This is a genomic window from Pseudarthrobacter sp. alpha12b (assembly GCF_054130495.1).
In genome coordinates this window covers 2,620,043-2,639,531 of record NZ_CP196746.1, presented here as the reverse complement: position 1 = coordinate 2,639,531, position 19,489 = coordinate 2,620,043, and the positions used below count along the sequence as shown (strand labels likewise).

Here is a 19,489-nt window from a genome sequence, read left to right as displayed (position 1 = left end):
ATGACTGCCGGAGTTGAGGGGTCCACGCGCTGGCCTGCCATCACCAAGGACGTGGCCGCCCTCCCGGTCCGGCCCAACCTGCTGGATTACGATGCCGCGCGGCGGGATTTCAGCTGGGACCAGGCGCGGCAGGCGCTGGCCGGGCTGCCCGGCGGCCGGGGCCTGAACATCGCCTACGAGGCCGTGGACCGGCATGTGGCGGAGGGCCGCGGCGGCAAGGAAGCCCTGCGCTTTGTCCGGGCCGACGGCGGCACCCGGTCCCTGAGCTACAGCGGCCTCGCTGACGGGTCCAGCAGGTTCGCGGCTGTGCTGAAGCGTTTGGGGGTGGGACGCGGCGAGCGGGTCTTTTCCCTCCTGGGCCGCAGCCCGGAGCTGTATACCGCTGTGCTGGGCACCTTCAAGAACGGCAGCGTCTTCTGCCCGCTCTTTTCCGCCTTCGGCCCCGAACCGGTGCGGCAGCGGCTGCACCTGGGGACCGGCCGGGTGCTGCTGACCACCAAGGCGCTGTACCGCAAGAAGGTGGCGCCGGTGCGGGACTCCCTTCCCGGGCTGCGCCACGTCCTGCTGGTGGACGCGGACGGCGAACCCGAACCGGGAACCCTGGACCTGGCCGGACTCCTGGCGCAGGTGCCCCAGCCAAGCCACGTTCCGCCGGGACACGACATCGCGGACACCCAGCCAGAGGACATGGCCCTGCTGCACTTCACCAGCGGCACCACCGGCACGCCGAAGGGCGCCATCCACGTCCACGACGCCGTCGCGGCCCACTACGCCACGGGCCGGTTCGCACTGGACCTGCACCCTGAGGACATCTACTGGTGTACCGCCGATCCGGGGTGGGTGACCGGCACGTCCTACGGCATCATCGCGCCGCTGGTGCACGGGGTCACCGCCATCGTGGACGAGGAGGAGCTGGACGCGGATCGCTGGTACCGGATCCTCGCCGAGCAGCATGTGACGGTCTGGTACACCGCCCCCACGGCGCTGCGGATGCTCATGAAGGCAGGCGCCGAACGCGCCGCGGGCCACGACCTGTCCGCCCTGCGCTTCATCGCCAGCGTGGGGGAGCCGCTCAACCCGGAGGCTGTGGTGTGGGGCCAGGACGTGCTGGGCCTGCCGGTACATGACAACTGGTGGCAGACCGAGACCGGCGGGATCATGATCGCCAACTACCCCGCCATGGACATCCGCCCCGGCTCCATGGGCCGACCGCTGCCAGGCATCGAGGCGGCCCTGGTGGCCCGCGACGCCGACGGCAAGCCCATCATCAAGGACGGCCAGGCGGTCCTGGTCACCGAGCCTGACACCATGGGCGAGCTGGCGCTGCGCCCCGGCTGGCCGTCCATGTTCCGCGGCTACCTCAACGAGGAAGAGCGCTACCGCCGCTGCTTCGCCGGCGGCTGGTACCTGACCGGCGACCTGGCAAAGCGCGACGGCGACGGCTACTTCTGGTTCGTTGGCCGCGGCGATGACGTGATCAAGTCCTCCGGCCACCTGATCGGCCCCTTCGAGGTGGAAAGCTGCCTCATGGAGCATCCGGCCGTGGCCGAAGCCGGCGTGATCGGGGTGCCGGACCCGGTGGCAGGCGAGGTGGTCAAGGCCTTCGTGGAACTCAAATCCGGCAACGCGCCAACGGAGGAGCTCCAGCTGGACATCATCGGTTTCGCCCGGAAACGGCTTGGTGCAGCCGTGGCGCCCCGGCTGCTCGAGTTCACCACCACCCTGCCCAAGACCCGCAGCGGCAAGATCCTCCGCCGGCTCCTGAAGTCCCGCGAGCTGGGGCTGCCGGAAGGCGACACCTCAACGCTTGAATCCCCGGCAGGACCGGCCGTGCCGCTGAAGGACCAGCCATGACCACGCTCAAGAACCAGGGCATCCCGGATGAGGAGCACGCCCTGCACCTGCTGCGGCAGATGCTGCGCGTGCGCCGGCTCGAGGAAAAATGCATCGAGCTCTACAGCGCCGCCAAAATCCGCGGCTTCCTGCACGTCTACATCGGCGAGGAAGCCGTGGCCGCCGGGGTGATGGAAGCCCTGGTGCCGGAGGACGCCGTGGTGGCCACCTACCGCGAACACGGGCATGCCCTCCTGCGCGGCGTCTCCGCCGGTGCCATCCTCGCCGAAATGTACGGCCACGCGGAGGGCTGCTGCCGCGGCCGGGGCGGTTCCATGCACCTCTTCGACGCCGCCACCCGCTTCTACGGCGGAAACGCCATCGTGGCAGGCGGGCTGCCGCTCGCCGTAGGCCTGGCGCTCGCGGACCGGATGGCCGGCCGCCAGCGCGTGACCGTCTGCTTCTTCGGCGAAGGCGCGGTGGCCGAAGGCGAGTTCCACGAAAGCATGAACCTGGCCGCGCTGTGGCAGCTGCCCGTGCTGTTCTGCTGCGAGAACAACCTCTACGCCATGGGCACTGCACTGGGCCGTTCCGAATCCCAGACCGACATCGCCCTCAAGGCCGGCGGCTACGAGATCTCGGCGTGGGCCGTGGACGGCATGGACGTGCTCGCCGTCGAGGAAGCCGCCCGCCGCGCCGTGGACGCCGTGAGGTCCGGCGGCGGCCCGCACTTCCTGGAGCTGCGCACGTACCGGTTCCGCGCCCACTCCATGTTCGATCCGGAGCTGTACCGGGAGAAATCCGAGGTGGCCCAGTGGATGGAACGGGACCCCATCAGCCTGCTGCAGGGCGCCATGCAGGCGGCGGGACAGTTGCCGGGGGAAAAGTGGGCCGCGCTGCAGGCGGACGTGGACGCGGAGATCAGCACCGCCGTCGGATTCGCGGAGAACGGGACGCCGGAGCCGGTGTCCGAACTCACCCGGTTCGTCTACAGCGACCGGCCGGACGAAGAAACCGGCGGGGACGCGGAGTGGGACACCACAGCACGGAAAGGCGGGGCTGCAGGATGAAAACCACGTACCGGGAAGCCATGCGCGCGGCCCTCCGCGACGCCATGCAGCGCGACGAACGGGTGTTCCTCATGGGCGAGGACGTGGGCCGGTACGGCGGCAGCTTCGCCGTGAGCCTGGGCCTGCTGGAGGAATTCGGGCCGGAACGGATCCGCGATACGCCGCTCTCCGAATCCGGATTCGTCGGAGCGGGGATCGGCGCGGCGCTGGGCGGGATGCGGCCCGTCGTCGAAATCATGACCGTCAACTTCAGCCTGCTGGCGCTGGACCAAATCATCAACAATGCCGCCACCTTGCTGCACATGTCCGGCGGCCAGTTCAACGTGCCCATCGTCATCCGGATGACCACCGGCGCCGGCCGGCAGCTGGGTGCGCAGCACTCGCACAGCCTGGAGGGCTGGTACGCGCACATTCCGGGGCTGCGCATCCTGGCACCCGCCACCTTGGCGGACGCCCGCGGCATGCTCTGGACCGCGCTGCAGGACCCGGACCCGGTGCTGATCTTCGAGCACGGCTCGCTGTACAACGTGGCAGGGGAGCTCGACGACGACGCCGGCGCCGTGGACATCGACAAGGCAGTGCTCCGGCGCCAGGCGGACGGCGGGGACCCGCAAGGGGACACGCTGACGCTCATCACCTACGGCGGCACCCTGCCCATGGTGCTGGAGGCCGCGGACCAGTTGGCCGGGGAGGGCATCGACACCGACGTCATCGACCTCCGCACCCTGCGCCCGCTGGATTCGCACACCATCCTGGACAGCGTGGCCAGGACGCACCGGGCGGTGGTGGTGGACGAGGGGTGGCGCAGCGGCAGCATCTCCGCCGAGATCGCGGCCCGGATCTGCGAACAGGCCTTCTTCGACCTGGACGCCCCCGTGGAACGGGTGTGCAGCCTGGAGGTGCCGGTCCCGTACGCAAAGCACCTGGAGGAGGCTGCACTGCCGTCGGTGGAGCGGGTCATGGCCGCCGCGCGAAGGGCCGTGGGGGCCAATGGCTGATTTCCGGATGCCGTCCCTGGGCGCTGACATGGAGCACGGCAAGGTGGTGGAGTGGCTGGTCAAGCCCGGGGACTACGTCCACAAGGGCGATCTCGTGGCGGCCGTGGACACGGACAAGACGGTGATGGACATCGAGTCGTTCCAGGAAGGCGTGGTGGCCGAGTTCCTGGTGGACATCGGCGACACCGTGGACGTGGGCACCCCCATCGCCAGGATCACCGCCACCCCCGCAGAAGTGCCGCCACCGCCGCCCACATCCGGCACCAGTTCCCCCGACGCAAAAGTCCCGCCGCCGGTCCGGCACCTTGCGCACACCCTGGGCGTCGACGTCGGACGCATCAGCGGCAGCGGTGAGGATGGCGAGGTGACCAGGGCCGACGTCGAACGCGCCGCGGCTGCCCCAGCCACTCCAACGAGTCCGGAGAAAGCAGAACAGCCGGAAGCGCCGGGGCGGGACGAAACCCGCCGCGTGCGGTCATCACCGCTGGCCCGGCGGCTGGCCGCGGAGCTCGGCGTCCACCTGCCGGGAATCACGGGGACGGGTCCCGGTGGCGCGGTGACGGAGGAGGACGTGCTGGCCGCTGTCCCGCCCAGGGGACGGCCGTCCACGGAAATGCCACCCAGCGAACCCGGCACGGAAAAGCCGGCGGAAGCACCGCCGTCGGAGGCTCAACAGCCGGAAGCCCAGCCACCGGAACCATTGCACGACGCCGGAGAGGCGCCCACGCTGAAACGCCCGACGGCGGCCGGTGGCAAGGCGGAAAGCCTGCGGCAGGCGGTGGGCGCACTGATGTCCCGGTCCAAGAAGGAGATCCCGCACTACTACCTGTCCACCACCCTGGACCTGGCGGCGGCGATGGCGTGGATGCAGGCAGCCAACCAGCAGCGGCCGGTCTCAGCCCGGCTGGTGCCGTCGGCCCTGCTGCTGAAGGCCACGGCGCTCGCGGCCAAGGAGGTGCCGGACATGAACGGCTTCTTCACCAAGGGCGCCTTCCATCCCGCCAGCAGCGTGCACCTCGGCGTGGCGGTGGCCCTCCGGCACGGCGGCCTGGTGGCCCCCGCCCTGCACGACGCCGACACCCTGACGCTCGATGAGCTCATGGTCCAGCTGCGCGACCTGGTAGGCCGCGCCAGGGCGGGCCGGCTGCAGCGGGCGGAGATGGCCGACCCCACCATCACGGTGACCAACCTGGGCGATCTCGGCGTCGAAAGCGTGTACGGCGTGATCTACCCGCCGCAGGTGGCCATGGTGGGCTTTGGCAAGGTCCTGGAGCAGCCGTGGGCACACCACGGGATGCTCGGCATCCGGCCCGCCGCCATCGCCACGCTGTCCGCCGACCACCGGGTGAGCGACGGGCTCCGCGGCGGGCGCTTCCTGGCCCGCATCGACGAGCTGCTGCAGGAACCGGGGAAGCTGTGAGCCGTCAACCCCGTAGCGAGGAGGAACCGTGAACGAACAGGACGCGCGCCAGGCAGTGGCGGCGGCGATCGGCAAAGTAGCCCCCGACGTCGAGTCCGAAGACCTGGAAGGCGGGGCAAGGCTGCGCCAGGACCTGGAACTGGACTCGCTGGATTTCCTCCACCTGGTGGAGGTCATCGCGCAGGCCACCGGGGTGGATATCCCCGAGGCGGACTATCCGGCGGTGGCCACCGTGGATGGGCTGGTCATGTACGTCGCCGGGCACGGGTGACGCCAGGTGGAGAACCCGGTAAAGCCGAGGCGGAGGCGCCGGCGCTGGCCCCGCCGCCTGGGCATCGCGGCGCTGGTTATCCTTGGCCTGGTCCTCGTTTCAACCGTCGCCAACCTGCTCCTGGAGCAGCGGGAGAAGGCTACCACCGCGCCTTACGGCGAGCGGGTCGCGGTGGCCGGGGGCTCCTTGAACGTGGTCCGGAACGGGAGCGACGGCGGGGCCGCCACCGCAGGCGGCCGCCAGGCGATCATCCTGCTCAGTGGTCTCGGAACAGCGGCGCCCGGCCTGGACTTCGCCCCATTGATCGGGGAACTCGGCGACTTCGACGTCGTTGTGGTGGAAGGGTTTGGCTATGGCTACAGCGATCTGGAAGCCAGCGCCCGGACCAACGAGCACATCAGCAACGAGCTTCATGAGGTGCTGTCAAAGCTCCAGGTCCGGCAGCCCTATGTCCTGGCCGGCCACTCGATTGCCGGGTTCTACATGCTGGACTACGCCAACCGGTACCGTCCGGAAGTTTCTGCGGTGGTGGGGATCGACGCGACCATACCCAAGCCCGGCAATGAGCCGGTGGCGGAGCCGGAGCCCGGCATCAACTGGGTGAAGCTGCTGGGCGCGGCCGGACTGGTCCGCGCGGTAGCCACCCTTGCGCCGGGCCTGGTGGAGCCGGACGGCAGCGCCTATTCGGACCAGGAGCTCCAGCGCATGCGCACCATGGCGATCTGGAACTTCGGCAATGCCGCCGTGGCCGATGAAACCGCCCGCATCGCCAACAACGCGGCTGCCCTCCGGGGCGTCGGCTATCCCGATGACCTGCCTGTCCTGGCCTTCATCGCCGATGAAAAGGATGGCAGGGCTGCTGCCAAAACGGCCGCTGCTGAGGAGCTGCTGAAGAACGTCAGCCGGCACCAGGTCCTGCCCCTTGACGGCGGGCACTACCTGCACTGGACGCAGGCCAAACGGATGGCGGCGGAGATCCGGCGGTTCGTTGCCCCCGCGGGCTGACTTCGGCGGACAGCCCTCAGCCGGCGTGGTCGTTCCCGCGCATCCGGACGGCAACCACTGCGCCGGAGGCTGCGGTGAGCACCGCGACGACGGCGATGGCGGCGGGGATGCCGTAGAGGTCGGCGAGGATGCCGGAGAGGAGTGCGCCCACGGCGAATCCGCCGTCGCGCCAGAGCCGGTACACGCCCACGGAGCGCGCCCGCCAGGCAGGATGGGCGACGTCGCCAATCGCGGCCAGCAGGGTGGGGTACACCAGGGCGGTCCCGAGGCCCAGGACGACGGCGGCGGCGAGCCACGGTCCGAAGCTGTGGGCTGATGCGACGATTCCCAGGGCCACGGCCTGGACCAGCATGCCGGCTGTGATGAACCATTTTCGGCCCCAGCGGTCGGAGGCGGCGCCGGTGACCAGCTGCGCGGCACCCCAGGCCGCCGGGTAGGCGGCGGCCAGGACGCCGATCTGGCCAAGGCTCAGGCCGGCACCGGCGAACAGGACGGGGAAGAGGCCCCAGGCCAGGCCGTCGTTGAGGTTGTTCACCAGGCCGGCCTGGCTGGCTGCGGACAGGGAACGGTCCTTGAAGCTGGTGAGGGTGAACACCTGGCCGGTGGTGAGGCCGGCGTGGGCGCTGTCCTGGCCCGTGACGTGCCGGGCCGCTTCGGTCCTGGCGTGGTGGTGGGTTTCCCGGACGGCCAGGACCGTCAGGCCCAGGCCGAGCGCGATGTAGGCGGCTCCGAGCAGGAAGGGTGCGGGGCGAAGGCCGTATACGGTGGCCAGGTAGCCGGTGGCCAGGGCGGTGGCGGCCACCCCGAGGTAGCCCGCGGCCTCGTTGAAGCCCATGGCCAGGCCGCGCTGCCTGGGGCCAACGAGGTCCATTTTCATGATGACGGCGGTGGACCAGGTGAGGCCCTGGCTGATGCCCAGCAGCACGTTGGCCGCTACGATCCAGGTCCAGGACGGGCCGAAGATGAGCATGAGCGGCACGGGAACAGCCGCCAGCCAGCCGGCGATGAGGACCGGCTTGCGGCCGTACCGGTCGGAGAGCGTGCCGGCGAAGTAGTTCATCGCGGCCTTGGACAGGCCAAAGGCCAGGATGTACGTCAGCGCGCCCGTGTAGAGGTCCAGGTGGAATTCCTGGGAGGCCAGCAGGGGCAGGACGGTGCGTTCCTGGCCCAGCGTGCCGCCTACCAGGGCATTGACGGCAACCAGCAGCATGAACTGCGCCAGGTTCTGCCGCAGGCCCAGCACTGCTGGCGTTGCATCCATGCTGTGGCGGGGGAGTGCCGTGCCGGGCATCGGTGGTTTCCGTTCTGTTTTGGGCAAAAGGGTGGCCCGGGCGCGCGGGGGACGCGCCCGGGCCGGAAGCCCGGGCAGGAGGGGGGTCCTGCCCGGTGGTCTCGCGGGTGGCCTGGTTAGACGGCGGGGACGCTGTTCTGCCAGGCGTTCCATGCGGCGTAGCTGCCGTCGAGTTCGACGACGTCGTATCCGGCACGGCGCAGGGCGCTGGCAGCTACGGAGTTCCGCACGCCTGACTGGCAGTAGGACACGATGGTGCCGCCGGCGGGGAGTTCATCCAGGTGCCACATGACGCGGCCCCCGCTGAGCTGGTACGAACCCGGGACATGCCCGGCCTTGTGCTCGGTCTTGTTGCGGACGTCCAGGACCATGGCGGCATCAAAACCGTCGAGGTCCTCGGGCTGGATCAGCTTCGGGGTGAAAGTGGGCAGTCCCTCGATCCCGGTGACGTAGCCGGCCACGTTGTCGATGCCCACGCGGACCAGGTGGTCCCACATCTCATGGGCCTGCTCCTGGTCCTTGGCCAGCAGCACCAGCGGGTTCTTGTCCGTCTCCGGATTGACCACCCAGGCGCCGTAGCTGGCTACTGACTTGCCGGCCGGGACGTTCAGGGACCGGGCCACGGTGCCTTGGTGGACCTCGGCGTTGGAGCGGGTGTCGATGAACGTCAGGGTGTCTTCTGCCAAGCCTGCTGCGACGATTTCGGTGGAGAGCTCGGGCAGCGGAGTGCGTTCGCCCATGACGGCCGGGCCTACGCGGTTTTCGCGCTTCATGCGGCCGAAGTAGGCGTGCGCGTCGGGCTGGCCGTCCAGGAGCTCGTCGATGAAGCCCTGCTCGTCGTTGGCGGCCAGGTAGGGGCCCCACCAGGCGTAGAGGCGTTCGTAGCCCACCGTGGAGGACGGGATGGCACCGAGTGCCTTGCCGCAGGCGCTGCCGGCGCCGTGGGCCGGGTGGACCTGGACGTAGTCCGGCAGGGTGAGGAACTTGTCGCGCAGGCTGGCGAAGAGCTGCTTGGCACCTTCGAAGCGGGTGTCGATGCCGCCTGCTGCTTCGTCCAGCAGGTCGGGCCGGCCCAGGTCGCCGGAGAAGACGAAGTCTCCGGAGAGCAGGTAGCCGGGCTTGTCGCTGAACGCGCCGTCGGTGACCAGGAAGGACAGGTGCTCCGGGGTGTGTCCGGGGGTGTGGACTGCCTTGATGCTGATGTTGCCCAGGGCGATGGTGTCGCCGTCGTACAGCCGCTCGCCGTCGAACTCGTACTGCCAGTCGGGCCCGCCCTCGCCGGAAACGTAGATCCTGGCGCCGGTGGCAGCGGCCAGCTCGCGGGTGCCGGAGAGGTAGTCGGCGTGGATGTGGGTCTCGGTGACGGCCACGATCTTCATGCCGTTCTTCGCAGCCAGGTCCTGGTAGACGGCGATGTCGCGGCGGCCGTCCACCACGATCGCTTCACCCTTGGCCTGGCAGCCGATCAGGTAGCTGGCCTGGGCGAGGTCTTCGTCGTAAATGCGCTCGATAAGCATCTGGTGCTCTCCTTCGGGAAAGGGGATTGGGAAGTTGTTCTGCAATCAGTATAGATACCCCGGGGGGTATCCCGCAACGGGGCGTATGCGACTGTCTGGGCCGCCATGGTGGGTCAGGCGTGCTGGTGCCCGGCTTCGGTGCGGAGTTTGTCCATGTCCAGGCTTTTCACGGCCTGGATGACTTCCTCGAGTCCGGTGGCGTTGAGTGCTCCGGGCTGGGAGAAGACCAGGGTCTTGTCCTTGAACGCCATCAGGGTGGGGATGGAGGTGATGTTCGCTGCGGCGGCGAGGGCCTGTTCGGCCTCGGTGTCCACCTTGGCGAAGGTGATGTCCGGGTGCCGTTCGGCGGCGGCGCCATAGGTGGGGGCGAACATGCGGCAGGGGCCGCACCAGGCTGCCCAGAAGTCGACGAAGACGATGTCGTTGTCCTCCAGGGTCTGGGCGAAGGATTGGTCGGTGATGTCGATGGTTGCCATGATCTGTCGTGTCCTTTCGGGCGGTTGGGGGGTGGGTGCCCTGCGGCCGGGGGCTAGGTGGTGGGGAGTCCGGCGCGGGTCCAGGCGGTCATGCCGCCCGCCATGGTGTCTGCCTTGTAGCCGACTCCGTTGAGGGCATCGGCGACGGCGGCGCTGCGGTTGCCGCTGCGGCATACGGCGATCACGGGGACGGCCGGATCCAGCTCGCCCAGGCGGGCCTGCAGTTGGCCCATGGGAATGTGCAGGGCGCCGGGGATCATGCCCTCGGCGACCTCGAAGTCCTCGCGGACGTCGAGGATCCGGGCGGTGGAGCGGCGCTGTTCGGCTTCGGTGATGGTGATTTCAGCCATGGTGTTTCTCCTTCGAAGTGGTTTTTGGCTGGTGTTAAAGCGGTGGTGGTTGCCTAGCGGACGGGTTCGCCGGCCTGGCGCCAGGCGGCCATGCCGCCGCGCACCGAGTAGGCGTCGTAGCCCTTGGCGGCCAGGAGCCGGGCTGCTGAGGCCGAGCGGACGCCGGAGGCGCAGACGGCGATCACCGGACGGGCTTTTTGGATGCCGGCGGTGCTGGCCTGCAGCCTGTCCAGGGGGACATGCTTGGCCTGCGGCGCGCGGCCGGTCCGCCATTCCTGCGCTGACCTGACGTCGATGAGCGTGGCCCCGGAACCCAGGAGGTCCTTGGCCTGCGCTACGGAGATTGTCTTGTAGGGCTTGCTGAAGGCCTTCTTGAGGGAATCGATCAGTCCCATGGTGTTCTCCTCTATGGATGGGTCAGGCGGTGACCGTGCCGGCGGTGACCCACGCCGCGACGGCGAAGATGAGTACCGCAAACGAGATGCGAATGTGCTTGTCGTGCAGGTGGCGGGCAAACCGGGCGGCAACCACCGATCCCACGATGGCCGGGATGGCGAACGCCAGGGTGGTGGCCCAGTCGATGGTGTAGCCGGCCGCGTGGGCGCTGAACCCTGCGGCGGAATTGACCACGATGATCGCCAAAGATGTTCCAACGGCCTGCTTCATGCGCAGGCCCAGGAAGATGGTCAGCGCGGGGGTGATGAGGAAGCCGCCCCCCACGCCAAGCAGGCCGGTGAGGAACCCGACGAGCAGGCCCACCCCCACGGCCTTCGGGGCGCAGGACCGGAAGGCCCGGTGCGGTCCGGTGCTGCAGGAGCCTTCGCTTTCGCGGGGTTTGCTGAGCATCCGGATGCCCGCGGCCACCATGATCACGGCGAATGCCAGCATCAGGATGTTCGGGTCCAGCAGCTTGCCTACGGCCGCTCCGGCCCAGGCCGCCGGGATGCCGGCGGCGCCCACCATGGCGATCACGGGCCAGTTCAAGCCCTCCCGGATCCGGGGAAGCAGGGCCGCCAGCGAGGAGATGCCCACCACCAGCAGTGAGGTGGGAATGGCCTGGGCGGGGCTCATGCCCACGCCGTACACCAGGGCCGGAACGGCGATGATGGACCCGCCGCCGCCCACAACGCCCAGTACGACGCCGACGACGAGCCCCAGTCCCAGGGCCGGGATCATGCCGCCGCGCCCTCTTCAGCCGTCTGCACGGGAAGCTGCAGGATGGCGCTTTCGCGGGTGGGTTCCTGGGCGGCCTTGTTCCACGGCATGGCCGAGAGGGCCTTGCCCATGGCGCAGGTGTTGGTCGCGGCCGAGAACGTCAGCCCGGTGCCGATGGCGCCGGCCAGCATGCGGACCTTGGGGGAGACGAACTTGCCTCCCATTAGGCCCAGCATCACCAGTGAGCCTGCGGCCATGCGGACCTGGCGTTCCAGGTCCCAGCGGTCCTTGCCCTTGACCACTTCGCCGCCGGCGGCAGCAAAGCCGGGAACCCCGCCGGTGAGCACGTAGGCGGTGTCCAGGCCAACGGTGGCCATGCGCTGGCGGGCCTGTTCGGCGCGGACGCCGGACTGGCAGACCAGGACCACGCGGGACCCCAGCCTGGCGGCGAGTTCGTCGGTGTGCTCGGAGAGCAGCGGCAGCGGCACGTTGTAGGAGCCGCGGATGTGCATGGATTCGAATTCAGCGGCGGACCGCACGTCGATGACCACGAGGTCCTGGTGCTCTTTGATCCAGGACTGCAGGGTGTCGGGGGCGAGTGCGGTGACGGCGGTTGCCTTGGCGGGGGAAGTCATAAGTGGCCTCTCGGAAGGGGTCGGGTGGATACCCCACCGAGTATTACAGATACCCCCGGGGGTAGTCAAAACACCCATGGGGGTATATAGTTGGGCGCAGCACCTCATCGATGGAGACCCCCTTATGGAACTGAACCCAACCGAACTCACACCCGTGATCAACCGCCTCAAGCGCGCCCAGGGCCAACTCGCCGCCGTCACCCGCATGCTCGAGGAAGGCCGGGACTGCAAGGACGTCGTCACCCAGCTGGCGGCCGTGTCCAAGGCCCTTGACCGGGCCGGCTTTGCCATCATCGCCACCGGGCTGGAGCAGTGCATCGTCCAGAAGGACGAGACCATGGACCGGAAGGACCTGGAGAAGCTTTTCCTCTCCCTCGCCTAACCAGCCCGCCGAAACACCGGACCGCCTGCACATTTGAGGAGCACCATGACGTACACCCTGGCCACCACCGTCTCCCTTCCCTGGGCCGAAGCGCTGGAACGCACGCGCGAGGCCCTTGCCGCGCAGGGGTTTGGGATCCTGACTGAAATCAACGTCCGGTCCACCTTTGAAGCCAAGCTTGGCGCCGAAGCCGCGGACGCCGTCGGGGATTACGTCATCCTCGGGGCCTGCAACCCCGCCCTTGCCAGCCGCGCCCTCGCCGCCGAACCGCAAATGGGGGCCCTCCTGCCCTGCAACGTGGTGGTGCGACGGGCGGCTGATGCCGCCGAGACGACCGTTGAGGCCATCGACCCGCAGACCATGGTGCAGCTCAGCGAAGCGCCTTCGGTCAAGGAAGTGGCGGACGACGCCGGCACCCGCCTGCGCAAGGCCCTCGCCAGCCTGGACCAAGCGGGAGCTTAAGGGTCACCGGCCGCCCCGCAGTGGACCCCTCTGGCGACACCCATAGATATCCGTGACGCTCATATTCCAGGGCGCACGGATTATTTGGGTAGCGTCCCGGAATGTTGGGTAGATATCAGGGGAACCCGCGCGCGCTTGTGAAGGAGCACGCGGGAACCGCACGCGGAAGAGGAGGGGGAAATTATGCCGGCACCACTGGTCATCGTTTTTGATGTCAACGAGACCCTCTCAGACATGGCCCCGCTCGGGGAAGCATTCGCTCAGGTCGGGGCACGCCGCGAACTGGCCAACCTCTGGTTCGCCACGCTCCTGCGGGACGGATTCGCCCTCACCGCCAGCGGGGACAACACGGCCTTCGCCGCCATCGGCGCCGACGCACTCCGTACCCTGCTGGCAGCCGAAGGGGTCTCCGGGAACCTGGACACCGCCGTCGAACGCGTCATGGCCGCCCTGCAGAACCTCTCCCTCCATCCGGACGTCCCGGACGGCATCCGGGCCCTGGCCGCCGCCGGGCACCGGCTGGTCACCCTGACCAACGGCGCGGCCGCCAACACGGACAAGCTGCTTCTCGCCGGCGGCATCCGGGACAAATTCGAGCTGCTCTTGTCCGTGGAGAACGCGCCTGCCTGGAAGCCGGCCAAGGCCGCGTATGACTATGCGGCAGCATCGGCCCAGGCAGAGCCTTCAAACATGGTGCTGGTCGCCGTGCACCCCTGGGACATCCACGGGGCGGCCGGGGCCGGACTGCGGACTGCCTGGATCAACCGGACTGGCGCCCGCTACCCCTCCTACTTCCAGGCCCCGGATATCGTCATCAGCGCACTTACTGAACTGCCCCCGGTGCTCGCCGCGTAGGCACCTCACCTGCACTCTTGGCAACCCGCACGCACGGAAACGGAGACCACCCATGGCAGCACACGCCGTCGAGCGCCGCACTGTTGAGGTGGACGGCGTTCCGCTGTCCTACCTTGCCGCGGGGGATGACGCCGCCCCGCCGTTGATCCTGCTGCACGGCACCTTCTGGAGCCGCGTGTGGCAGCCCGTCCTGCCGGCACTTGGCGAACGCAGCCGCTGCTACGCACTGGACTTTCCGGGGTTCGGCCGCAGCGGGGGAGAACTAACCGTCGAGCAGGCCACGGTCCCTGCCCTCGCGCAGACAGTGCTCCACGCCGCGGATGCCCTGGGCGTGGGGCAGTTCGACGTCGCCGCCCATGACATCGGCGGTGGCGTGGCGCAGCAGCTCGCGGCCACCAACGGGAGGGTCCGCAAAATGGTCCTCATGAACGCTGTCATGTTCGATTCCTGGCCGGTGCCCGCCGTCGAACGTTTCCGGGACCCCGCCGTGCGCAGGAACACCAGCGGGGAGGATCTCCTCGCCGCGCGCCGCAAGTCCACCCAGGCGTGTGCCATCCGCACCTTCAGCGACGAGGAGCTGGCGGACTACCTGTCACCCTGGCAATCCCCGGCCCGCGCGCGTTCCTGGATGGCCATGGCAGCGGCCGCGGATTCCCGGTACACCCTGGAACTGGTGCCTGCCCTCAAGGAAGCGGCCATACCCACGCGCCTGGTGTGGGGACGGGACGACGACTTCCAGAAAATAGCGTTTGCCCGCCGGTACGTGGACGAGATTCCCAACGCGGACCTCGTTCAGGTGGAAGGCAAGCACATCCCCACCGAAGACTCACCGGATGCCATCGCAACAGCAATCCTGGATCACCTCGCCGGCGCTCCGTAAACCTGGGTTGCCGTCACGGTGGCGGACGCCTCGGGAATGCCTGTAGTCTCTGTGCACGGTGATGGATCCCGCCGGAAGACCCGCGCAACTTCACGGTCTTCGAACCGCCGCCTGGCTGATGGTTCCTGCCTTTGCTGAAACGAAGGCAGGTGACCCATGCCCGCACCCGGCCCAGTCTTCCTGCCCCACCCCGAACAGGAGAACGCATGACTGAGCCCGAGAAACCACACCCCCGTACCGGCGGCATGCCATACGTTCCGCAGAAGATCAGCGGCCCGGTACTCATGGGGGTGGTGCCGGGCCAGCCGTTGGCCGTCGCCCACCGTGCCGCCGAACTGGCCTACAGCCTGGGGGTGAAGCTGGTCTGCGCCTACGTGGACGTCACCACATACCTCGCTGAAGAGCCCGACGGCAGGGTGGAGGCCCGCCCCATCGATCCCGACGGGATTGATGACGACATCGAAGGGATCAGCGCCTCGATCGCCGGGCACCTCCGCGAAGCCCTTGGCGGGACCGGGATCGACTGGTCCTTCGTGACCCTGGCCGGGGACCCGGCCAGGGCGCTGGGACGGCTGGCAGAAACCACTGATGCGGCCGTCATCGTGGTGGGCACCCGTGAGCGCGGACTCGGGGCCAGGCTCGAGGAACTGCTCGTAGGATCCGTTGCGGTCCACCTCACCCACCGCCAGCACCGGCCCGTGCTGGTTGTCCCGCTCGCCCCACACCCCAGGCACCAGCCGAAAGCGGGACACTGATGGAGCAACGGACCCCAAGATCCGAAGCGTCCGAGGCAACAGACCAGGGAACCCTGGGCGAGGTGCGGGCCCACCGGCCGGTCCACCTGCATCCCGGTTTTGTCCTGGTGGTCATCGTCGGCGGCACCTTCGGCGCCCTGGCCCGCTACGGATTGAGCAGCATCCTGCCCACACCCGGCGGCTGGCCGGTACCCACCCTGGCCATCAACCTGGCCGGCGCGTTCCTGCTGGGCGCCTTGCTTGAAGCCCTGGCCCGGCGCGGCCCGGATGCGGGACGGCTGCGGCTGGTCCGGCTGCTGTTGGGCACCGGGTTCATGGGCGCCTTCACCACCTACAGCACCCTGGCCGTGGAAACCACCACCTTGTTCAGCGCCGGCCGCAGCGTAGACGCATTGATGTATCTGGGCGCCACCGTGGTGGTCGGCGCCGTGGCAACAGTGGCAGGCATCCGGCTGGCAGCAGCCCACCACGCCCGGACCACCTCCCGGCGGGGGACGGCCCCCGGCCAGAAGGAGCGAAGCCAGTGAGCGCCGTAACCGTCATCCTGCTCGGACTCGCGGGCGGCCTCGGGGCTGCGACCCGCTTCGTGGTCGACGGCCTGGTGCGTTCCAGAATCCGGACCGCCCTGCCGGTAGGCACCATCGCCATCAACGTCACGGGCTCGTTCCTGCTGGGACTTCTCGCCGGGGCCGTCATAACGCACGCCGCACCGCCCGAGCTGCAGGCCATCGCCGGCACCGGGTTCCTGGGCGGCTACACCACTTTCAGCACCGCAAGCTTCGAAACCGTCCGGCTGGTGCAGTCCGGCCGCACTGGCCTGGCCCTCCTCAACGCGGTGGGCACCGCAGCGGCCGCGGTGGGCGCCGCTGCCGGCGGTCTCGCCCTGGCAGGCCTCCTGTGAACCCAGCCGGGCCTCCGGCGCGGTCCTAAACCACCCCGGCGGGCACGTCCCGGAGCCCTGCGCGGTGCAGGAGCTCCAGCTGCACCACATCGCGCGTAAAGGAAAACACCAGCAGCCCAAGGGCCAGTGCCGGAACTAAAGCGGTGGCCACCGGAGGCATGCCGGGGAGGAGGCCGACCAACAGCGCGAACGGCTGGAACGCCCCGATCGCCTTGCGGGATGCGCTGGGCGGCAGCGCCACGCGAAGGTGCGGCCGGAGCAGCCCCGCGGCCACGAAAGCGTAGTACATGGCCCCGGTGCCAAGGGTCCACGGGCCCGCAACGGGAGCGGCCGCGACGGACAGCACAAGCACCAGGGCGGCGTCGGTGGCGGAATCGAACCGTGCCCCGGCCGCCGATGAGGTACCGGTGCGCCGTGCCACCACGCCGTCGAGCCCGTCCAGGAGGAACGCGGCGCCGCCCAGGAGTGGCAGGAGCAGGTCCGTGCGCCTTCCCGTGAACAGCTGCGGAACCGACAGTACCGCGCACAGGGCCACCAGGACGGCGCGCACCAGGGTGACGCGGTCCGCCGGTGTTGAGAAGCGCGGAATCCGCCGGAGGACGGAGCCGGCGGCGGCCACGGTCACCACGGCGCCGGCGCCCAGGCCGGCCAGTTGAAGGACCATCGCGGAGGGGGACAGGGTCGTCAGCCAGAGTGCCGACAACACGTAGACCGAAACGGCGCCGAACGCGTCCGGCACCGCCCGTTCAGCTGCACGCATGCGCCACCTCCCCCGCATGGTAGCAACGGCTGCGGTGATGTTCACTGCCGGCGGCGCCGGGCCGGAAGCCTGGCTCCGCCGTCGGCCCTTCCCCCGCGCCCCGCACGGACCAGGCCAGCGAGAGCCAGCAGGGCCCCGGCTCCCTCGGCAACAGCGCTGAGGGTTTTGGAGAAGAACCAGACGGGGTCATACATCGCCGGGATCGGCCCGATGGCCGGGATGTCCACGTACCTGTAGAGCACGACGGCGGCGAACGCGCTGAGTGCCACCGCCAGGGCCAGTGCATAGGCCGCCCTGCTGCCGCGGACCAGGACATAAATGCCGGCTGCCAGCGCCGCGGCGGCCTCCAGCAGGAACAGGGTGCCCTGGCTGACGGTGCCCGGCTGCGTGTTTTGGTAGCCCGGGGCCAGGAAAAGGTGGACGCCGGCATCGATGAACAGCGCCAGGGCGGTCAGTAATCGTAGAGCCACGCTTATGTATACGCCGGAAGTTCCCTCCCGGTTCACCCGGCCCCCTTATGTATGCGGGTTTTATGGGGAATATTTAGGGGCATCCGTAGTCTTGCGCCTGTAGTGGGCGCTGAGCCTGCGGCCCTACGAGTAAGGAGAATGACAATGACCCTTCCCAAGGAAGTCACGCCGGGAACCTGGACCCTGGACATGTCCCACAGTGAGATCGGCTTCAGCGTCCGCCATGCCGGGATCAGCAAGGTCCGCGGCCGCTTCACGGAAGCCCAGGCGGAGGCACGGGTGGGGCAGTCCCTGGCGGACTCGTCCGTGCACGCAACGGTCTCCACTGCCAGCTTCAACTCCGGTGATGCCAACCGTGACGCGCACGTGAAGGGTGCGGACTTCTTCGACGTCGAAAAGTATCCGGAAATGACCTTCCGCGGCACCTCCATTGAAGGGGAGGGGGAGGACTACACCCTGACCGGGGACCTCACGATCAAGGGCGTCACCCGGCCCATCGAGCTGGAAGTCGAGTTCACTGGCGTTGCCGTGGACCCGTTCGGCGCCACCCGGGCCGGCTTCTCCGCCGAGACCGAGATCAGCCGCAAGGAATTCGGGCTCACCTGGAACGCGGCTTTGGAGGCCGGCGGCGTGCTGGTGAGCGACAAGGTGAAGATCAACCTGGAAGCGGCGCTGGTCAAGCAGGGCTGAGGATTTTCAGTCCCCGCCCTATCGGGGACAGGGACGGTGAGAACAAAGGGAGCGGTTCCGGAGTCCGGAACCGCTCCCTTATTTTCCGCGCAGGTGTCCGGTCAGCTGTTGCCGCCCAGGTGGATGGTGACCATGGTGCCTGCCCCGGGGACCGGCCCAATTTCAAGCCGCCCTCCGTTCGCGGAAGCGATGCGGCCAGCTGTGGCCAGGCCCAGCCCGGTGCCGGGCGGGTCATCCTCCCGGTGCAGGCGGACCAGGGGATCCAGGACGCGTTTCCGGTCGGCCTCGCTGATGCCCTTGCCGTTGTCGATGACCATCAGGGTTGTTCCGTCCTCGGCCCGGTGGCCAGTGACGTGGATGACGGGAGGGATGCCCGGCCGGCTGTAGGCGATGGCATTGTGGACCAGGTTCTGCAGCAGCACGCGCATCTGGACGGCATCTGCCGTAAAGGCCAGATCGTCGCAGGTGACGGAGGCGTCATACGCTTCGATGCTGGCCGCCAGGTCCTGGACGACGTCCCTGACCAGGTCCTGCAACGAAACCGCCGTTGGCCGGACGTCCCCGCCGATGGTGGCATAGGACAGGACATCCGTGACCATGGACAGCATGCGTTGCCCGGAATTGGCCACCACATCCAGGTACCCTGCGATCTGGGCGTCCTCAAGCTCCCCGGCCTCGTCCCGGGCCAGTTCCACGAAGCCCAGGACGGAAGTCAATGGATTGCGGAGGTCATGGCTGATCCGGCCTGCGAACTCTGCAAGGAGCGTGTTGCTGCGTTGAGCCTCGGCGAGCGCGTCAGCAAGTTGCCGGGCGCGCTGCTCAAGCTGCAGGGCATCGACCACTTCGGCGGCGAGGATTTCCAGGCCCTTGAGCTGCCGGTCGCTCAGTTGCCCGGTTTCCCTTGCCCCCGCGCAGAGCGTTCCCAGGATGAAGCCGTCCTCGGCCACCAGGGGAATGGACGCGTAAAACCTGATCTCGCCCCGGCGGCCGTCCACATAAGGGTTTGTGTTGTAGCGGGGATCAAGTGAGGCATCCTCCAGGACAGTGGGGGTGCCGCTGAGGAAGCCGACAGCGCACATCGAATCCTCCCGGGAGCACAGATACGGCTCCATGCCGGCCGTGGCCACCTGGTACTGCAGGTTCTCGGTGATGATGTTGATGGCTGTCACCGGCTGGCCGCATACCGTCCTGGCCAGTTCCACCAGGTTCTGCAGGCGCTCGGAGGGGAACGGGACGGCAATGTCCGCGTCAGGTCCTGGCGTAGGGAGCCCGGTCCTGGCCAGGACCGCGTCCCTGGCCAGCTCACTTACCAT

24 protein-coding genes and 1 riboswitch are annotated in these 19,489 nt (G+C 68.7%); of the genes, 14 read left to right on the top strand and 10 right to left on the bottom strand.

The window, feature by feature from the left end:
- From acsA to ACTAQI_RS12160, 6 genes are read left to right on the top strand one after another with little or no spacing between them, the layout of a single operon-like run.
- A complete protein-coding gene (gene acsA / locus ACTAQI_RS12185; protein ID WP_457946164.1) occupies positions 1-1,854 on the top strand; it encodes an acetate--CoA ligase in 1,854 nt (617 codons plus the stop codon).
- Complete coding sequence (gene pdhA / locus ACTAQI_RS12180; RefSeq protein WP_457946162.1) at positions 1,851-2,903, top strand: pyruvate dehydrogenase (acetyl-transferring) E1 component subunit alpha; 1,053 nt, start codon at positions 1,851-1,853, stop codon at positions 2,901-2,903. The genes acsA and pdhA overlap by 4 nt, the downstream gene beginning before the upstream one ends.
- Positions 2,900-3,901: an alpha-ketoacid dehydrogenase subunit beta gene (locus ACTAQI_RS12175; protein WP_457946161.1), complete on the top strand. Its 1,002-nt coding sequence runs from the start codon at positions 2,900-2,902 to the stop codon at positions 3,899-3,901. The genes pdhA and ACTAQI_RS12175 overlap by 4 nt, the downstream gene beginning before the upstream one ends.
- Entirely contained in the window at positions 3,894-5,321 is a 1,428-nt protein-coding gene (locus tag ACTAQI_RS12170; RefSeq protein ID WP_457946159.1) for a 2-oxo acid dehydrogenase subunit E2, read from the top strand. The genes ACTAQI_RS12175 and ACTAQI_RS12170 overlap by 8 nt, the downstream gene beginning before the upstream one ends.
- 28 nt (positions 5,322-5,349) lie before the next feature.
- Entirely contained in the window at positions 5,350-5,592 is a 243-nt protein-coding gene (locus ACTAQI_RS12165) for an acyl carrier protein (protein ID WP_364396651.1), read from the top strand.
- Positions 5,593-5,598: 6 nt separating this feature from the next.
- Positions 5,599-6,597: an alpha/beta fold hydrolase gene (locus ACTAQI_RS12160; RefSeq protein ID WP_457946158.1), complete on the top strand. Its 999-nt coding sequence runs from the start codon at positions 5,599-5,601 to the stop codon at positions 6,595-6,597.
- Positions 6,598-6,613: 16 nt separating this feature from the next.
- Here ACTAQI_RS12160 and ACTAQI_RS12155 read toward each other — a convergent pair whose 3' ends face one another.
- The 7 genes from ACTAQI_RS12155 to ACTAQI_RS12125 all read right to left on the bottom strand — a co-directional run bounded on the left by ACTAQI_RS12155 (position 6,614) and on the right by ACTAQI_RS12125 (position 12,021).
- A complete protein-coding gene (locus tag ACTAQI_RS12155; RefSeq protein WP_457946157.1) occupies positions 6,614-7,888 on the bottom strand; it encodes an MFS transporter in 1,275 nt (424 codons plus the stop codon).
- Between the two features lie 116 nt (positions 7,889-8,004).
- Complete coding sequence (locus ACTAQI_RS12150; protein ID WP_457946155.1) at positions 8,005-9,405, bottom strand: MBL fold metallo-hydrolase; 1,401 nt, start codon at positions 9,403-9,405, stop codon at positions 8,005-8,007.
- Between the two features lie 113 nt (positions 9,406-9,518).
- The gene (trxA, locus tag ACTAQI_RS12145; protein WP_457946154.1) at positions 9,519-9,881 is read right to left on the bottom strand and encodes a thioredoxin; all 363 of its coding nucleotides are present in this window, start codon (positions 9,879-9,881) and stop codon (positions 9,519-9,521) included.
- A 53-nt stretch (positions 9,882-9,934) separates the two neighbouring features.
- The gene (locus ACTAQI_RS12140; RefSeq protein ID WP_142117518.1) at positions 9,935-10,231 is read right to left on the bottom strand and encodes a rhodanese-like domain-containing protein; all 297 of its coding nucleotides are present in this window, start codon (positions 10,229-10,231) and stop codon (positions 9,935-9,937) included.
- Positions 10,232-10,284: 53 nt separating this feature from the next.
- Positions 10,285-10,626 carry a rhodanese-like domain-containing protein gene (locus ACTAQI_RS12135; protein WP_364396666.1) on the bottom strand — a complete coding sequence of 114 codons (342 nt, stop codon included), beginning with the start codon at positions 10,624-10,626 and terminating at the stop codon, positions 10,285-10,287.
- A gap of 22 nt (positions 10,627-10,648) precedes the next feature.
- Positions 10,649-11,407, bottom strand: coding sequence for a sulfite exporter TauE/SafE family protein (locus ACTAQI_RS12130; RefSeq protein WP_457946152.1), 759 nt, complete (start codon positions 11,405-11,407; stop codon positions 10,649-10,651).
- Positions 11,404-12,021, bottom strand: coding sequence for a rhodanese-like domain-containing protein (locus ACTAQI_RS12125; protein WP_457946150.1), 618 nt, complete (start codon positions 12,019-12,021; stop codon positions 11,404-11,406). The genes ACTAQI_RS12130 and ACTAQI_RS12125 overlap by 4 nt, the downstream gene beginning before the upstream one ends.
- A gap of 124 nt (positions 12,022-12,145) precedes the next feature.
- Here ACTAQI_RS12125 and ACTAQI_RS12120 point away from each other — a divergent pair, with 124 nt between their 5' ends.
- The 7 genes from ACTAQI_RS12120 to crcB all read left to right on the top strand — a co-directional run bounded on the left by ACTAQI_RS12120 (position 12,146) and on the right by crcB (position 16,256).
- Positions 12,146-12,403 carry a metal-sensitive transcriptional regulator gene (locus ACTAQI_RS12120; protein ID WP_043452296.1) on the top strand — a complete coding sequence of 86 codons (258 nt, stop codon included), beginning with the start codon at positions 12,146-12,148 and terminating at the stop codon, positions 12,401-12,403.
- Between the two features lie 45 nt (positions 12,404-12,448).
- Positions 12,449-12,865, top strand: coding sequence for a DUF302 domain-containing protein (locus tag ACTAQI_RS12115; protein WP_457946149.1), 417 nt, complete (start codon positions 12,449-12,451; stop codon positions 12,863-12,865).
- A 183-nt stretch (positions 12,866-13,048) separates the two neighbouring features.
- Positions 13,049-13,720 (top strand): haloacid dehalogenase type II, encoded by a 672-nt coding sequence (locus ACTAQI_RS12110; protein ID WP_457946147.1) that lies wholly within the window; start codon positions 13,049-13,051, stop codon positions 13,718-13,720.
- Between the two features lie 52 nt (positions 13,721-13,772).
- A complete protein-coding gene (locus ACTAQI_RS12105; protein WP_457946145.1) occupies positions 13,773-14,600 on the top strand; it encodes an alpha/beta fold hydrolase in 828 nt (275 codons plus the stop codon).
- A 48-nt stretch (positions 14,601-14,648) separates the two neighbouring features.
- Positions 14,649-14,735, top strand: a riboswitch (Fluoride riboswitch).
- A 71-nt stretch (positions 14,736-14,806) separates the two neighbouring features.
- Complete coding sequence (locus tag ACTAQI_RS12100; RefSeq protein ID WP_457946143.1) at positions 14,807-15,355, top strand: universal stress protein; 549 nt, start codon at positions 14,807-14,809, stop codon at positions 15,353-15,355.
- The gene (locus tag ACTAQI_RS12095; RefSeq protein ID WP_457946141.1) at positions 15,355-15,882 is read left to right on the top strand and encodes a fluoride efflux transporter FluC; all 528 of its coding nucleotides are present in this window, start codon (positions 15,355-15,357) and stop codon (positions 15,880-15,882) included. The genes ACTAQI_RS12100 and ACTAQI_RS12095 overlap by 1 nt, the downstream gene beginning before the upstream one ends.
- Complete coding sequence (crcB, locus tag ACTAQI_RS12090) at positions 15,879-16,256, top strand: fluoride efflux transporter CrcB (protein ID WP_457946140.1); 378 nt, start codon at positions 15,879-15,881, stop codon at positions 16,254-16,256. Before ACTAQI_RS12095 ends, crcB begins: the two co-directional genes overlap by 4 nt.
- Before the next feature lie 25 nt (positions 16,257-16,281).
- On the opposite strand, the gene ACTAQI_RS12085 is transcribed toward crcB, so the two are convergent.
- Both ACTAQI_RS12085 and ACTAQI_RS12080 read right to left on the bottom strand, forming a co-directional pair.
- Positions 16,282-17,016 carry a CDP-alcohol phosphatidyltransferase family protein gene (locus tag ACTAQI_RS12085; protein ID WP_457946138.1) on the bottom strand — a complete coding sequence of 245 codons (735 nt, stop codon included), beginning with the start codon at positions 17,014-17,016 and terminating at the stop codon, positions 16,282-16,284.
- 41 nt (positions 17,017-17,057) lie between these two features.
- Complete coding sequence (locus ACTAQI_RS12080; protein ID WP_457946136.1) at positions 17,058-17,486, bottom strand: hypothetical protein; 429 nt, start codon at positions 17,484-17,486, stop codon at positions 17,058-17,060.
- 144 nt (positions 17,487-17,630) lie between these two features.
- On the opposite strand from ACTAQI_RS12080, the gene ACTAQI_RS12075 reads away from it, so the two are divergent.
- The gene (locus ACTAQI_RS12075) at positions 17,631-18,176 is read left to right on the top strand and encodes a YceI family protein (RefSeq protein WP_457946134.1); all 546 of its coding nucleotides are present in this window, start codon (positions 17,631-17,633) and stop codon (positions 18,174-18,176) included.
- Positions 18,177-18,277: 101 nt separating this feature from the next.
- Here the strand turns inward: ACTAQI_RS12075 and ACTAQI_RS12070 are convergent, their stop codons facing one another.
- Positions 18,278-19,489, bottom strand: coding sequence for a sensor histidine kinase (locus ACTAQI_RS12070; protein WP_457951047.1), 1,212 nt, complete (start codon positions 19,487-19,489; stop codon positions 18,278-18,280).